Source organism: Streptomyces seoulensis, from assembly GCF_022846655.1.
In the GTDB taxonomy this organism is placed as follows: domain Bacteria; phylum Actinomycetota; class Actinomycetes; order Streptomycetales; family Streptomycetaceae; genus Streptomyces.
Genome location: NZ_AP025667.1, coordinates 5,045,911 through 5,061,018 on the forward strand (window position 1 = coordinate 5,045,911; position 15,108 = coordinate 5,061,018).

Genomic DNA, 15,108 nt, shown 5'->3' on the forward strand with positions numbered 1-15,108 from the left:
CGGTGAACCGGGCTGTCACTCGACTCGGTCGCCCCGGCACGCGATGAAAGTGCTCGACCACACCAGGAGGAACTGTGAGCAGCGATCGGGACGGTATGCGCGGGGGCTGGGCAACACCCGACGACGACCAGCCCGACGCGGAGTCGGCCGTCGAGAACACGGGCGAGTTCACCATCGACTACGCGCCGCCCGCCTGGTACACGCAGAACGCGTCGTCGTCCGGCGCCTCTTCGGCCCCGGCTGCTCCGGCGGCCTCGGGCCCGGTCGCCTCGGGCGGTGACGCCACGAGCGGTGCCGGTGAGCCGGGTACGGCTCCGGTCCCCCCGTTCCCCTCGGCTCCGCCCGCGCCCGGTGCGCCGTTCACGCAGCCTGCCCCGGCGGGCGGTCCCGGCGCGCCGTACGCACCGCCGGCGCCGCCTGCACCCTCGGCACCGCCCGCGCCGCCTGCCGGCACCCCGGGTCCGGTGCCGCAGCTTCCCACCGGCTTCGAAGCGCAGCGGTCCGAGGCCGCTGCGGCGCCCTCCGCCCCGGCGCCCTCCGCACCCGAGCCCGAGCCCGAGAACGGGGACCTGGAGAGCGGCGCGACCATGCGCTTCTCCGCCGCCGCGCTGAAGCGGGAGATCGCGGAGCGCGAGGCCGCGGATGCCGAGGCGGACACCGGTGACAAGGACGCCGAGACCGCACCGAGCGCCGACACGGCCGAAGCCGCCGACGACCAGCCGGATGTCGGCACGGCCGAGCCCGACGGCGGCGCGGTCGCCGCCGAGGCCGAGGCGGAGGCTCCCGAGGAGGGCCCCACCGCTGCCGACGACGAGCAGGACACCACGGAGAGCTCCCCTGCGCAGGAGGCTGACGCGGAGGACGCCGAGGGCGACGGCGCCGCAGAGGCACCGGCTCCAGAGGCACCAGCCGCAGAAGCCCCGGCCACAGAGGCGCCGGTCGCAGAGGCCCCAGCACCCGGCGCTCCCCCCGCCTGGACTCCCCCGCCCGCGCCGCAGCAGGGCGTCCCCCCGCTGCCGCCGTCGTACCAGCCCGCCGCGCCCGCCCCGGCGGCGGAGTGGCCCGCGCAGGCCGGTCCCATGCCGGGCCGGCCGCAGCCCGCGTCGGCGCAGGGGCAGCCGCCCCTGCCCCCGCAGCAGCCGCCGTTCCCGCCGCAGCAGGCCCCCGCCGCCTGGGACCAGTCAGGCGCTCCCGCGCACCCCGCGGGCCCCAACCAGCCCGCTCCCCCGCCCGGTTACGGCTTCCCGCCCCCGCACGGCGCCCCGCAGCATCCCCCGGCGGGCCCCGACCCTGCGCAGGGCTACGGCTTCCCGAACCCCGCGCAGCCCAACCCGCCTGCCCCGCAGCCCGGTTACGGCTTCCCCCAGCAGCAGGGCACTCCCCAGCAGCCCCCGGCCGGCCCCACCCCGCCCCCCGGTTACGGCTTCCCCCAGCAGCAGACCAACTCCCCGCACCCCCCGGCGGAGGCCAACTCCCCTGCCCAGCCGCCCCCGTACGGCTTCCCTCAGCAGCAGGGTGCCCCCCAGCAGCCCCCGGCCGGACCCACCCCGCCCCCCGGCTACGGCTTCCCCCAGCAGCAGACCGACTCCCCGCAGCCCGCCAACCCCCCTGCCCCGCACGCCGGTTACGGCTTCCCGCAGGGTCCGGAGGGGCAGGCGCCCGACCCTCGTGCCGGTGCCGCGTGGCCGCAGCCCGTGCAGCACGACCAGCGGCAGCCGACGCATCCGGGCGCCGCGCCGCTCGGTTACACGGCGGCCGTGGAGCTGTCCTCCGACCGGCTGCTGAACAACAAGCGGCAGAAGACGCGCAGCGGTCGTTCCGCGGCGGCCGCGTCCCGGTTCAAGCTGGGCGGCAAGAAGGAGGAGGCGGAGCGGCAGCGCAAGCTGGAGCTGATCCGCACCCCGGTGCTGTCCTGCTACCGGATAGCGGTGATCAGCCTCAAGGGCGGGGTCGGCAAGACGACCACGACCACCGCGCTGGGGTCCACCCTCGCCTCCGAGCGGCAGGACAAGATCCTCGCCATCGACGCCAACCCGGACGCGGGCACGCTCGGCCGCCGGGTGCGCCGCGAGACCGGTGCGACCATCCGCGACCTGGTGCAGGCGATCCCGCACCTGAACTCGTACATGGACATCCGCCGGTTCACCTCGCAGGCGCCCTCCGGCCTGGAGATCATCGCCAACGACGTGGACCCGGCCGTCTCGACCACGTTCAACGACGAGGACTACCGGCGCGCGATCGACGTGCTCGGCAAGCAGTACCCGGTGATCCTGACCGACTCGGGCACCGGTCTGCTCTACAGCGCGATGCGCGGGGTGCTGGACCTCGCCGACCAGCTCATCATCATCTCCACGCCCTCGGTGGACGGCGCGAGCAGCGCGAGCACCACGCTGGACTGGCTGTCCGCGCACGGCTACGCCGACCTGGTCTCCCGCTCGATCACGGTCATCTCCGGGGTCCGCGAGACCGGCAAGATGATCAAGGTCGACGACATCGTGTCGCACTTCGAGCAGCGGTGCCGGGGTGTGGTCGTGGTGCCCTTCGACGAGCATCTGTCGGCCGGTGCCGAGGTGAACCTCGACATGATGCGGCCGAAGGTGCGCGAGGCGTACTTCACGCTCGCGGCCATGGTCGCCGAGGACTTCGTCCGGCATCAGCAGGCGCACGGACTGTGGACCAGGGACGGCAACCCGCCGCCGGTCGCGGCGCCCCCGATGCCGGGGCAGCCCGGCCCCGGCCAGCCGTACCCGTCCCAGCCCGGCCAGCCGTACCCGCAGCATCCCGGTCAGCCGTTCGTGCCGGGCCAGCAGTCCTACCCGCCCCAGCAGCCTCAGCCGGGCCAGCCGTACCCGCAGCAGCCGCAGCAGCCGCAGCAGGGTCAGCCCTACCCGCAGCAGCCCGGCCAGGCGCAGTACCCGCCCTACCCCGGCCCGCCGCAGGCCCAGCCTCCGCAGGCTCCCCCGCAGCAGTAGCCGACGACACGGAAAAGGGCGGCCGGTGCGTCAAGCACCGGCCGCCCTTTTCCGTGTCCGGAGGAACTACGCGTCCGGAGGAACTGCGCGTCCGAAGAAGCTACGCGTCCGCGGCCACGATCCCCCGGCAGCGCTCCACATCGGCGCCCATCTGCTCCAGCAGGGCTTCCAGCGAGTCGAACTTCGCCTGGCCACGCACATAGGCGAGGAACTCGACGGCGACGTGCAGCCCGTACAGGTCGAGGCCGACGCGGTCGATCGCGTACGCCTCCACCGTGCGCTCGGTGCCGTCGAACTGCGGGTTGGTGCCGACCGAGATCGCGGCGGGCATCATCTCGCCCTGGGCGTGCAGGTACCCGGCGTAGACGCCGTCGGCGGGGATGGCGGTGTGCGGCAGGGTCTCCACGTTCGCCGTGGGGAAGCCGAGTTCGCGGCCGCGCTGGGCGCCCCGGACGACCACGCCCTCCACCCGGTGCGGGCGGCCCAGGATCTCGCGGGCGCCGGCGACATCGCCCTCGGCGATCAGGGTGCGGGTCAGCGTGGAGGAGAACGGCTTGCCGCCGCCCGCCTCGCCGGTGACGTACAGGTCGACGATCTCCACCTCGAAGTCGTAGACCCGGCCCTGCTCTGCGAGGAAGTCCACGGTGCCGGCGGCGCGGTGCCCGAAGCGGAAGTTCGGGCCCTCGACGACCGCCTTGGCGTGCAGCTTGTCGACCAGGACCTTGACGACGAAGTCGGCCGGGGAGAGCTGCGAGAACTCGGGGGTGAAGGGCAGCACGAGCACCGCGTCGACACCGAGGTCCGCCATCAGTTCGCAGCGGCGCGGGTGCGGGGCGAGCAGCGGGGGGTGGCTGCCGGGCCGTACGACCTCGCTGGGGTGCGGGTCGAAGGTCACCACGACGGCCGGGACGCCCAGCTTCCGGGCACGGTCGACGGCGTGCTCGATGATCAACTGGTGGCCGCGGTGGACACCGTCGTAGGACCCGATGGTGACGACACTGCGCCCCCAGTCCTGAGGGATGTCCTCCAAGCCACGCCAGCGCTGCACTGTGACCGCTCCTCGAACCCGTGTCCGTGTCTGACTCCTGTGCAGGTCTAAGGGTGCCATGCCCGGTCACAGGGGCTCGCATCGGTACGGCTCCTGTGACCGGGCGCACGCCACAAACCCCTGCTCACGCGGGTACGGGCGTCCCGGCAGGGCCCTCGATCGCGTCCCGGGCGCCGGGGCCCACGACGGCTGCCCAGTGCTCCGGGGCCTGTGCCAGCCAGCGGCCCAGCCGCGCGGCGAAGCCGGGCAGCTCGCGGACGAGGTCGGCCAGGAAGCGGTCACCGCCGCCGGGGACGCGGTTGAGGAGGCGGCCGGTGCGGTGGACGAGTCCCTGAGCCTCCTGTGCCGACGGGCCCGCGCCGTCGTCGGGCAGGCCGGCGGCCGCGCGCAGCACGGCGGCGAGGACGGCCGGGTCGCGTTCGTGGGCGAGCAGCAGGTCCAGGAGTTCGCGGCGCAGCGGGGTCGTGGCGGGCGTGCCGGGGGCGACGAGGACGTCGGCCAGGGCGGCGCGGATCGGTTCGAAGCCCTTGCCGAGCAGTCCGGTGAGCAGGGGCAGCAGTTCGGCGCGGGCGGTGGGGCCGTGGCCGAGGCGGCGCTCGACGTACTCGGCGACGAGGTGCGCGTTCTCCGGACGGGGCACGACCGTCTCCCGGACGAGAACGGCGATGCGGCGGGCGTGCGCCGGGTCGGTGACGTCGGCGAGCGCGCGCAGGGTGGCCTCGGTGCCGGGGCCGCCGCTCAGCCGGGCCCGGAAGGCGTCGAGCACGGTGTCGGGGTGGGTGGCCAGGGCCGGGAGGAGGGCGGCGGGCGGCAGCCCGCGGTCGCCGGCCCTGAAGTGGCGCAGCGCCCGCGCCAGGTGCTGGTCGCGGCTGACCGGGTCGACGGCCAGCAGGGCGAGGGCGCCGCCGTGCAGGGCGCGGTCGGCGGGGCGGGCCAGCAGTGCCTGGGCGGCGCGGCGCAGCAGGGTGTGGTCGGCCGGGGTGCCGGCGTGGGGTGCGGTGCGGCGGGCGAGGACCAGGGCGGTGGCCCGGCGGTCGGGGTCCTCGTCGTGGGCCCAGCGGTCGACGGCACGGCAGGCGGCGGAGGGTTCGTCCTCGGCGAGTACGGCGAGCAGTTCGACGGCTCTGCGCCGGCCGCTGTCGATCAGGGCCTCGGTGAGGTCGTCGAGGGCGCCGTAGCGGTGGGTGTGCAGCAGGGCCTGGGCGGCGGTGGCCACGGTGGCGTGCGGGGTGGCGGGCAGCGGGCGCTCGTCCTCGAACCAGCGGGTGAGGTGGGGCTGGCCCGCGGCCGGATCGGCGGCCAGGAGCCGGGCCACGGCGTCCAGATACCGCTCCCCCGCCCCCTCGGGCACGGCCGGGTCGGCCAGCACCAGTCGCCGCAGCAGGGCGAACCGCTCGGCGTCGGGCAGGGCGAGGGCGGTCCAGAAGGCGGGCCCGAACTCGGGCGGTACGGCCCGCCCCGCGCGCCGCCAGGCCACGATGCGGTCGGCCAGGAAGCGCAGCGCCTCGCGGTAGGGCAGGGCGTCCGGCGTGCTCAGCAGGGTCCGGGAGAGCAGCCGGGCGGCCCACCAGGACGCCGGGTCGAGTTCGAGGGCGTCGGCCAGCTCCCGTAGCCGGAAGGCGAGTTGGCGGGGTTCGCGGCGGCCGAGGAGCAGCAGCGCCTGGACGACGGGGCCGATCCGGTGGTGCGGCACCGGCGGCACACCGGGCGGCCGCTCGGCGCGGGGGCGGTGGACCAGGACGTGGAGTGCCTCGCCCAGGTCGAGATGCGCGCCTTGGAGCCAGTCCGCGAACTCCTCGTGCGCGAAGCGGAAGCCGCTCCCGGAGCGGATCAGCAGCCCCTCGGCGAGGACGGCGGACGCCCATCCGGTGCCGCGGCCGAGCCGGGCCGGGGCGCGCCCGTGCGGGAAGACGGCCTCGAAGGTCTCCCGGTCCAGCGCGCCGTGCCCGTGCCCGAGGGCACGCCGGGCGGCCTCGTGCACCTGGCCGGCGACCCTGGTGGCGAGCCGTCGTACGGCGGTGTCGCCGAGGCCGTCGGCGGCGGCGAGGCGTTCGGCGACGCGCAGGCACCTCAGGTCGAGGTGGGCGGCGAAGACGTCGTGCCGATCCAGGGGACGCAGGGGTGCGTCGGCCGGGAGTGCGGCCCGCACCTCGGACAGCAGGCGCAGCGCGAGCGGGTGCCGGGCGTCGGCGTCGGTGAGAGCGCCGTCGGGGATGCCGTGCAGGGTGCGGGCGGTGCGGGCCTCCTGGCGGGTGAGCCCGGTCAGGCGCAGGCGCGCGGGGAACGCTTCCACGGCGCTCTCCCAGAACTCGTCCCGGCAGGCCAGCACCAGTCGGGCGCCGGTGGCCCGCAGCCAGTCGGTGGTCGCCCTGGCCCACTCGGGCAGCAGGGCGGGCGGCATCTCCTCGGGGGCGTCGAGGCAGAGCAGCAGCGGGCGTCCCTCGCGCGCGGCGAGCGCGGCCGGCCGGTCGGGGTCGAGGTCACCGAGGTCGGCGGGGCGGCCCGCACCACAGGCGGCGGCGATGGGCGCGGCCCGCTCCAGCGCACGGCGGACCGCGTCGGCCACGGAGTCGTCGGTGTCCAGGAGGTCGGCACCGCGCAGCCACAGCGTGGGAGCCGGGGTGTCACTCCGGCGGCGCCGGGCGGCGAGCGCCGCCAGCTCGGTCGTGCGGCCGCTGCCGGGATCGCCGGTGAGGGCGAGCACGGGACACGGACCCTCGATGAAGTCGGCCAACTCCGTTGCCAGGCTTGCCCGTTCCACGGTGCCGACGAGCCCGGTGAGGGTGCCGGGCGGGCCGTCCTGGCTGACGGAGGCGGCGCAGAGCTGGAGGACTCCGGCGAGGTTGAGGTCGGCGCCGTAGGCCGGGACGGTGGTCGCGTTGCGGGCGAGCAGGTCGGTGAGCGCGGGGTCCGCGCCGCCGGGGCGTACGGGGGCGGCGAAGCCGGAGTCCCGGTCGGCGGAGCGCAGGGTGGCGCCGAGGACGCCGAGGACCGCGCCGGTACGGGCGTCGAGGACCGGGCCGCCGGTCGTGCCGCCGCCGGGCCGGAGCGCGTCGCGGGCGGCGGTGCCGAGCGCGAGTTCCAGGGCGTCGTCCAGGACCTGGCTGCCGCCCCCGGCGGGGTAGGCGGCCCGGGCGGCGCTGAGCACCCGCGCCTCGCGCCAGCCGCCCGCGGCGATCCGTACGTAGGTGCCCGCCTCGATCCGGTCGCGGACGGTCAGCGGCAGCGGGGCGACGCCCAGGTTCTCGGTGCGGACGAGCGCGAGTCCGTGTCGCGGCAGGGGGACGACGGCCTCGGCGCCGACCACGCGCGTGCGGTCGTCGGCCGCGCGCAGCACCAGGCGGTCAAGGCCGTCGACGGCCTCGTGGCTGGTGAGCAGGGTGCCGTGGTGGTCGGCGAGGAAGCCGATGCCGCGCAGGCGCCCGGAGAGGTCGCGGATCTGCACCAGGGCGTCCGCGCAGTCCCCGGAGCGGCCGGGCACCGGGGCCGCCGCCGACCTGTCACCGCTCCCCGCCCGCGGCTCCTCTCCCGCCATCGTCCCGCCTCCCCAGCCGTGCACCCGCTTTCCACCTCGACGGTAGGCGCGTGATGATCACCGGAACAGGGCGCGGGAAGAAAGCGCCCCCTTCCGCTCCCCCGGTTCACTCCGAGCGCCCGCCCGGACGGGTGAATAGGCGGTGCGGAGTGGATAGACGTCATGGGTGGGGGAACCGAGGGGGGACCGTGGAGCGGCGGGTGTGGCAAGTACCCCGTGACCGCCGCTCCACGGGCAGTCCCGGTCAGGCGAAGACGGCGAGGCTCTTGGCCTTGCCCTTCTGCTCCTCGACGAGCGCGAGGAACCGGCCCTCGGGGTCGAACACCGCGATGGGACCGGCGCCCGCGTACACGTCGGGCATCTCCAGCCGGACGCCGTTGAGCAGCAGCCGGCCGCGCTTGGCGTCCACGTCCCAGCGAGGGAACGCGGCGGAGGCGGCCTCGGCGACCGGCATCACGGTCAGCTCCTCCTGGAGCTGGTCCAGGGTCCGGGCGGAGTCCAGCTTGTACGGACCGACCCGCGTCCGGCGCAGCGCCGTGAGGTGGCCGCCGACGCCCAGGTCGGCGCCCAGGTCGCGGGCGATGGCGCGGATGTAGGTGCCGGAGGAGCACACCACGGAGACCACCAGGTCGAGCACGGGCGTGCCGTCCTCGGCGACGGCGTCCCGGACGTCGTACACCGTGAAGGAGGAGACGGTCACCGGGCGGGCCGGGATCTCGAAGTCCTCGCCCTCACGGGCCCGCTTGTAGGAGCGCACGCCGTCGATCTTGATGGCGCTGACCTTGGACGGCACCTGCATGATGTCGCCGCTGAGCTTGGCGACACCGGCGTCGATCGCCTCGCGGGTCACCCGGGAGGCGTCGGTGGAGGAGCTGATCTCCCCCTCGGCGTCGTCGGTCAGGGTGTTCTGGCCGAGCCGGATGGTGCCCAGGTACTCCTTCTCGGTCAGGGCGAGGTGCCCGAGGAGCTTGGTGGCGCGCTCCAGACCGAGGACGAGGACACCGGTCGCCATGGGGTCGAGGGTGCCGGCGTGGCCGACGCGGCGGGTCCGGGCGATCCCGCGCATCTTGGCGACCACGTCGTGCGAGGTGAAGCCCGACGGCTTGTCGACGATGACAAGGCCGTCGGGCGGGGTGGGCTTGGCTGTCATTCGGCGGTGTCGTCCGTCTCGTCGTCGGACTCCGGCTTGCGGTACGGGTCCGCGCCACCGGCGTACGGGGCGCCCGCGGACGACTCGCGCACCTTGGCGTCGGACTGCCGGGCCCGGTCGAGGAGGTCCTCGATGTTGCGGGCCGTGTCCGGCAGGGCATCCGCGACGAAGGCCAGGGTCGGCGTGAACTTGATTCCGGCCGCGCGGCCGACCTCGGAGCGCAGGATGCCCTTGGCGCTCTCCAGGCCCGCGGCGGCGGCCGCCCGCTCCTCGTCGTCGCCGTAGACCGTGTAGAAGACGGTCGCCTCCCGCAGGTCACCCGTGACCCGCGTGTCCGTGATGGTGACGTGCGAGCCGAGCCGCGGGTCCTTGATCCCACGCTGCAGCTTCTGGGCCACCACCTCTCGGATGAGGTCCGCCAGCCTTTTCGCCCGAGCGTTGTCGGCCACTGGTCCGTCTCCCGTTCTTTCTTCTTCTCGCGTTTTCGTGGTCAGTCGTCGTCGCCGTGGAAGCGCCGTCGCACGGACAGCAGCTCCACTTCGGGGCGGGCGGCGACCAGCCGTTCGCACTGGTCCAGTACGTCGGTGAGGTGCGCCGCGTCGCCGGACACCGTGGCGAGGCCGATGAGCGCTCGCCGGTGCAGGTCCATGTGGTCCACCTCGGCCGCGCTCACGGAGTACTTCCGCTGGAGTTCGGCGACGATCGGGCGGACGACGGAGCGCTTCTCCTTCAGCGAGTGGACGTCGCCGAGGAGGAGGTCGAAGGACAGAGTCCCCACGTACATGTGCAACCGGTTAACCCGCCGGTACGGGATCGGTGGCCCCTCGTCCGTATGGCCGGGGACACCAAGAACGGTACCGCTTACCCGCCGGTGGCTCGACAGGGTTTACGGCACCGTGAGCTGCTGTGCCGCCCGGGGGCGGAGCCCCCGGGAGACGGCGCGCCGGCCGACGGAACCCGAAAGGTCCCGCCGGCCGGCGCACTGCGCAGCGTTACGAGCGCGGCTTCTCGCGCATCTCGTACGTCGCGATGACGTCGTCGACCTTGATGTCGTTGAAGTTTCCGAGGTTGATACCACCCTCGAAGCCTTCGCGGATCTCGGTGACGTCGTCCTTGAAGCGACGCAGCCCGGAGATGTTGAGGCTCTCCGCGATGACCTTGCCGTCGCGGATGAGGCGCGCCTTGGTGTTGCGCTTGACCTCGCCCGAGCGGACCAGGACACCGGCGATGTTGCCGAGCTTGGACGACTTGAAGACCTCGCGGATCTCCGCCGTGCCGAGCTCGACCTCCTCGTACTCCGGCTTGAGCATGCCCTTGAGGGCCGCTTCGATCTCCTCGATGGCCTGGTAGATCACCGAGTAGTACCGGACGTCGACGCCCTCGCGCTCCGCCATCTGCGCCGCGCGGCCCGCAGCGCGGACGTTGAAGCCGATGACGATGGCGTCGGAGCCGGTCGCCAGGTTGATGTCGGACTCGGTGACCGCACCCACACCGCGGTGCAGGATGCGGATGTCGACCTCTTCGCCGACGTCGAGCTGGAGCAGCGAGGACTCGAGAGCCTCCACCGAACCGGACGCGTCGCCCTTGATGATGAGGTTGAGTTCCTGCACCAGACCGGCCTTGAGGGCCTCGTCCAGGTTCTCCAGCGAGAACCGGACGCCGCGACGGGCGAAGTTGGCGTTGCGCTCGCGCGCCGCCCGCTTCTCCGCGATCTGACGGGCCGTACGGTCCTCGTCGACGACCAGGAAGTTGTCGCCGGCACCCGGGACGTTGGTGAGACCCAGGACCAGGACGGGGGTCGACGGACCCGCTTCCTCGACGTTGTTGCCGTTGTCGTCGAGCATCGCCCGGACACGGCCGTACGCGTCGCCGACCACCATCGTGTCGCCGATGCGCAGCGTGCCGCGCTGGACCAGGACCGTCGAGACGGCACCGCGGCCACGGTCGAGGTGCGACTCGATCGCGATGCCCTGCGCGTCCTGCTCCGGGTTGGCCCGCAGGTCGAGCGAGGCGTCCGCGGTGAGGACCACGGCCTCCAGCAGGGAGTCGATGTTCAGACCCTGCTTGGCGGAGATGTCGACGAACATGGTGTCGCCGCCGTACTCCTCGGCCACCAGACCGTACTCGGTGAGCTGACCGCGCACCTTGGTCGGGTCGGCACCCTCGACGTCGATCTTGTTGACCGCGACCACGATCGGCACGTCGGCCGCCTTGGCGTGGTTCAGCGCCTCGACCGTCTGCGGCATGACACCGTCGTTGGCCGCGACGACGAGGATCGCGATGTCGGTCGACTTCGCACCACGGGCACGCATGGCGGTGAACGCCTCGTGACCCGGGGTGTCGATGAAGGTGATCTTGCGCTCTTCGTCGTTGACCTCGGTCGTGACCTGGTACGCACCGATGTGCTGCGTGATACCGCCGGCCTCGCCCGCGACGACGTTCGTCTTGCGGATGGTGTCCAGCAGTCGGGTCTTACCGTGGTCGACGTGACCCATGACGGTCACGACCGGCGGACGCGCGACGAGGAACTCCTCGCCACCCTCGTCCTCGCCGAACTCGATGTCGAAGGACTCGAGCAGCTCGCGGTCCTCCTCCTCGGGGCTGACGATCTCGAGGACGAAGTTCATCTCGTCCGCGAGGAGCTTCAGCGTCTCGTCGGAGACGGACTGCGTGGCAGTGACCATCTCGCCGAGGTTCATCATCACGCCGACGAGCGACGCCGGGTTGGCGCCGATCTTCTCCGCGAAGTCGGTGAGGGAGGCACCGCGCGACAGGCGGACGGACTGTCCGTTGCCGCGAGGCAGCATCACGCCGCCGACCGACGGGGCCTGCATGGCCTCGTACTCCTGGCGCCTCTGCCGCTTCGACTTACGGCCACGACGCGCGGGACCGCCGGGACGACCGAAGGCGCCCTGCGTGCCACCACGGCCACCGGGACCGCCGGGACGGCCACCGAAGCCGGGACGGCCACCGCCGCCACCACCGGGACGGCCGGCGAAGCCGCCGCCACCGCCACCGCCACCGGGACCACCGGGACGGCCGGCGAAGCCGCCGCCACCGCCACCGGGACGACCGGCGAAGCCGCCGCCACCCGGACGACCGCCGCCGCCACCGGGACGACCGCCCGCACCGGGACCGCGGCCGCCGGGGCCACCGCCGCCGGGACGCGGGCCGGCAGCGGGACGCTGCGGCATCATGCCGGGGTTGGGACGCGGACCGGCCGGGCCGGGACGCGGGCCACCCTGCGGACGGGGCATACCGCCGGGCGACGGACGGGCACCGCCCGGAGCCTGCGGACGCGGACCGCCGCCCTGGGCACCGGGGCCCTGCGGACGGGGACCGGCGCCGGGGGCACCGGGACCGCCGGCCGGACGGGGACCGCCCTGCGGACGGGGCGCCTGCGGGCGCGCCATGCCGGTGGAGCCACCGGAGGTGAAGGGGTTGTTACCCGGACGGGGACCGGCCGGACGACCGCCGGGACGCGCGGCCTGACCCTGGCCACCGGAGCGCGGAGCGCCCTGGCCGGGACGGCCCTGGCCCTGACCCTGGCCACCCTGGCCGGGAGCGGCCGGACGGGCGCCACCGGGCTTGGGGGCACCGGGACGGGCGCCACCGGGACGCGGACCCTGCGCGGCGGGAGCCTGCGGAGTCTGCGGGGCCTGCGGAGCCTGCGGGGCCTGGGCGGCCGGCGGAGCGGTGAACTCCGGGGCGGCCGGGGCCGGACGCGGCGCGGGCTTGGGACCCGGCACCGGACGCGGGCCGGGAGCGGCCGGCGCGGGAGCCGAGGGAGCCGCCGGGGCAGCGGGCTGCTGCGCGGCGGGCTTGGGGGTCGCCGGCTTCGGGGCGGCCGGACGTGCCGTCTGCGCCGGAGAGGGCGCACCAGGCTTGGGGGTCGCCTTGCGGGGGGCGGACTTGCCGTTGCCACCGCCCTGGAAGGCGTCGGTCAGCTTGCGTACGACAGGCGCTTCGATAGTCGAAGACGCCGAACGGACGAATTCACCGAGTTCTTGGAGCTTGGCCATGACGACCTTGCTCTCTACACCGAACTCCTTGGCGAGTTCGTATACCCGGACCTTAGCCACTTCGCTCCTTTGAGGTCCGGGTGAAGCCGGACCGTCGCTAGTTCATGGGCGTACTCATCGCGTACTCATCGAGTGCTCATCGCAATCTCGACCTGCTTTCGACTCGCGAGGTACCAGGCCGCCACGGCGTTCCGGACGGCACTTCTTACGGTGTTGCCTGATCGGCAACTGTCGTCTGCTCGACGTATCGGCGCAACGCGTTTGTGTCGAGCGCTCGCGGGGCGCGCAGTGCCCGCGTGAACGCTCGGCGGCGTACCGCCTGGTCCAGACAGACCGGTGCCGGGTGTACATAAGCACCCCGGCCGGGCAGCGTACCGCGAGGATCGGGGACGCAGGCGTCCTCGATCATCACGATCCGCAGTAGATCGTTCTTGGCCGCCCGCTTCCGGCACCCCACACAGGTGCGTTCAGGGCATGCTCGGGTGTGCGTCCGGCCAGACACGGTTAAGTCTACCTCCCCGTACCGACCTCACCCCTTTGGGGCAGAGGTCGAACAGTTGCAGTGTGGTGAACGGTCACGATCCGGTCGGGATCTGTCCGGATCCCGACCGTGATCAAGACGGTGATCTAGTCGGTGACCTGCTCGGTGTCCGGGCGGATGTCGATGCGCCAGCCGGTGAGGCGGGCGGCGAGCCGGGCGTTCTGCCCTTCCTTGCCGATCGCCAGCGAGAGCTGGTAGTCCGGCACGGTCACCCGGGCGGAGCGGGCGGCGAGGTCGACGACCTCGACCTTGCTCACCCGAGCGGGTGACAGGGCGTTCGCCACCATCTCGGCCGGGTCGTCCGACCAGTCGACGATGTCGATCTTCTCGCCGTTCAGCTCGCCCATCACGTTGCGCACCCGGCCGCCCATCGGGCCGATGCAGGCACCCTTGGCGTTCAGGCCCGAACGGTTGGAGCGCACGGCGATCTTGGTGCGGTGGCCGGCCTCGCGGGCGATGGCGGCGATCTCCACCGAGCCGTCCGCGATCTCCGGCACCTCCAGGGAGAAGAGCTTCTTCACCAGGTTGGGGTGGGTGCGGGACAGCGTGACCGAGGGGCCGCGCACGCCCTTGGCGACGCGGACCACGTAGGAACGCAGCCGCATGCCGTGCTGGTAGCTCTCGCCGGGGACCTGCTCCTGCACCGGCAGGATGGCCTCCAGCTTGCCGATGTCGACCAGCACGTTCTTCGGGTCGCGGCCCTGCTGGACCACGCCGGTGACGATGTCGCCCTCGCGGCCGGCGTACTCGCCGAGCGTGGCGTCGTCCTCCGCGTCACGCAGCCGCTGCAGGATGACCTGCTTGGCGGTGGTGGCGGCGATCCGGCCGAACCCGGAAGGGGTGTCGTCGAACTCGCGACGCTCCTGCCCCTCCTCGATGTCCTCGGGGTCCTCCTTCGCCCACACGGTCACGTGGCCGGTCTGCCGGTTCAGCTCCACGCGTGCGTGGCGGCGGCTTCCCTCGGTGCGGTGGTACGCGATGAGGAGGGCCGACTCGATCGCCTCGACCAGCAGGTCGAAGGAGATCTCCTTCTCCCTGACCAAGCCCCGCAGGGCGCTCATGTCGATGTCCACGGCTACGCCTCCTCCTCTTCCTTCATGTCCGTCTTGTCTTTGCGGTTGAACTCGACCTGTACCCGCGCCTTGGCGATCTCGGGGAACTGGAGCCTGCGCTCCTTGGGCTTGCGGCCCTTCACACCGGGAACCTCCAGGTCCAGACCCTCGTCGTCCACGCCCAGGATGCGCGCGACGAGCTCGTCGCCGTCGGCGAGCTGGAACTTGACCAGCCGGTCCACGGCACGCCGGTAGTGGCGGGGTTCGGTCAGAAGGCGCTCGGCGCCGGGGGTGCCGACCTCCAGGTCGTACGCCTGGTCTCCCATCGCGTCGGTCTCGTCGAGCTTCGCCGAGAGCGCGCGGCTCACATCGGCGATCCGGTCCAGGTCCGCTCCGGTGTCGGAGTCGACGACCACGCGCAGCACCCGCTTGCGTCCGACGGAGTCGAGGGAGATCTCCTCGAGATCCAGCCCCTGGGAGGTGACGAGCGGTTCGAGCAGCTCTCGCAGCCTCTCGCTCTGGGTGGTGCTCATCCGGGTGACTCCTCGGCCGCGTGTGCTGTTGTGGGATGGGTCGCGTGTCTGATCAAAGGGTATCCGGTCGCGATGGGTGTTGCCGTCCACCTCGGGCGGGGCACGGGCCGGCCGCGTCCGTCCGGTGGCCGTCGGGGCGCGGGGCGGTGCCGGTGAGTGGTGCGGGCACGGGGCGCGGGTACGGTGATCACGGGCGTGCCGCCCGTTCGACGGGCCCCGCCTTCCGGTGCCCTCCCCCGCGTCTCCCCGTACGAG

The 15,108-nt window shown here is 73.5% G+C and carries 10 protein-coding genes; 1 reads left to right on the top strand and 9 read right to left on the bottom strand.

Annotation, left to right across the window (positions count from 1 at the left end; genetic code table 11):
* Positions 1 to 74 precede the first annotated feature (74 nt).
* Complete coding sequence (locus tag HEK131_RS23165) at positions 75 to 2,972, top strand: SCO5717 family growth-regulating ATPase (RefSeq protein ID WP_244336884.1); 2,898 nt, start codon at positions 75 to 77, stop codon at positions 2,970 to 2,972.
* Positions 2,973 to 3,072: 100 nt separating this feature from the next.
* On the opposite strand, the gene HEK131_RS23170 is transcribed toward HEK131_RS23165, so the two are convergent.
* The 9 genes from HEK131_RS23170 to rimP form a co-directional block, all read right to left on the bottom strand.
* Complete coding sequence (locus HEK131_RS23170) at positions 3,073 to 4,020, bottom strand: bifunctional riboflavin kinase/FAD synthetase (protein ID WP_244336885.1); 948 nt, start codon at positions 4,018 to 4,020, stop codon at positions 3,073 to 3,075.
* A 124-nt stretch (positions 4,021 to 4,144) separates the two neighbouring features.
* Positions 4,145 to 7,555, bottom strand: coding sequence for a trypsin-like peptidase domain-containing protein (locus HEK131_RS23175; protein WP_244336886.1), 3,411 nt, complete (start codon positions 7,553 to 7,555; stop codon positions 4,145 to 4,147).
* A gap of 244 nt (positions 7,556 to 7,799) precedes the next feature.
* Complete coding sequence (gene truB / locus HEK131_RS23180) at positions 7,800 to 8,705, bottom strand: tRNA pseudouridine(55) synthase TruB (RefSeq protein ID WP_217463339.1); 906 nt, start codon at positions 8,703 to 8,705, stop codon at positions 7,800 to 7,802.
* Positions 8,702 to 9,154 carry a 30S ribosome-binding factor RbfA gene (gene rbfA / locus HEK131_RS23185; RefSeq protein WP_217463340.1) on the bottom strand — a complete coding sequence of 151 codons (453 nt, stop codon included), beginning with the start codon at positions 9,152 to 9,154 and terminating at the stop codon, positions 8,702 to 8,704. The genes truB and rbfA overlap by 4 nt, the downstream gene beginning before the upstream one ends.
* Before the next feature lie 41 nt (positions 9,155 to 9,195).
* Positions 9,196 to 9,489 (bottom strand): DUF503 domain-containing protein, encoded by a 294-nt coding sequence (locus HEK131_RS23190; protein WP_030817206.1) that lies wholly within the window; start codon positions 9,487 to 9,489, stop codon positions 9,196 to 9,198.
* 208 nt (positions 9,490 to 9,697) lie between these two features.
* Entirely contained in the window at positions 9,698 to 12,787 is a 3,090-nt protein-coding gene (gene infB, locus HEK131_RS23195) for a translation initiation factor IF-2 (protein WP_217463341.1), read from the bottom strand.
* Positions 12,788 to 12,932: 145 nt separating this feature from the next.
* Positions 12,933 to 13,229 carry a YlxR family protein gene (locus tag HEK131_RS23200; protein ID WP_161147385.1) on the bottom strand — a complete coding sequence of 99 codons (297 nt, stop codon included), beginning with the start codon at positions 13,227 to 13,229 and terminating at the stop codon, positions 12,933 to 12,935.
* Between the two features lie 125 nt (positions 13,230 to 13,354).
* Positions 13,355 to 14,341 (bottom strand): transcription termination factor NusA, encoded by a 987-nt coding sequence (gene nusA / locus HEK131_RS23205; protein WP_217463342.1) that lies wholly within the window; start codon positions 14,339 to 14,341, stop codon positions 13,355 to 13,357.
* A 2-nt stretch (positions 14,342 to 14,343) separates the two neighbouring features.
* On the bottom strand, positions 14,344 to 14,853 hold the full coding sequence (gene rimP / locus HEK131_RS23210; RefSeq protein ID WP_217463343.1) for a ribosome maturation factor RimP: 510 nt from the start codon (positions 14,851 to 14,853) through the stop codon (positions 14,344 to 14,346).
* Between the last annotated feature and the right edge of the window lie 255 nt (positions 14,854 to 15,108).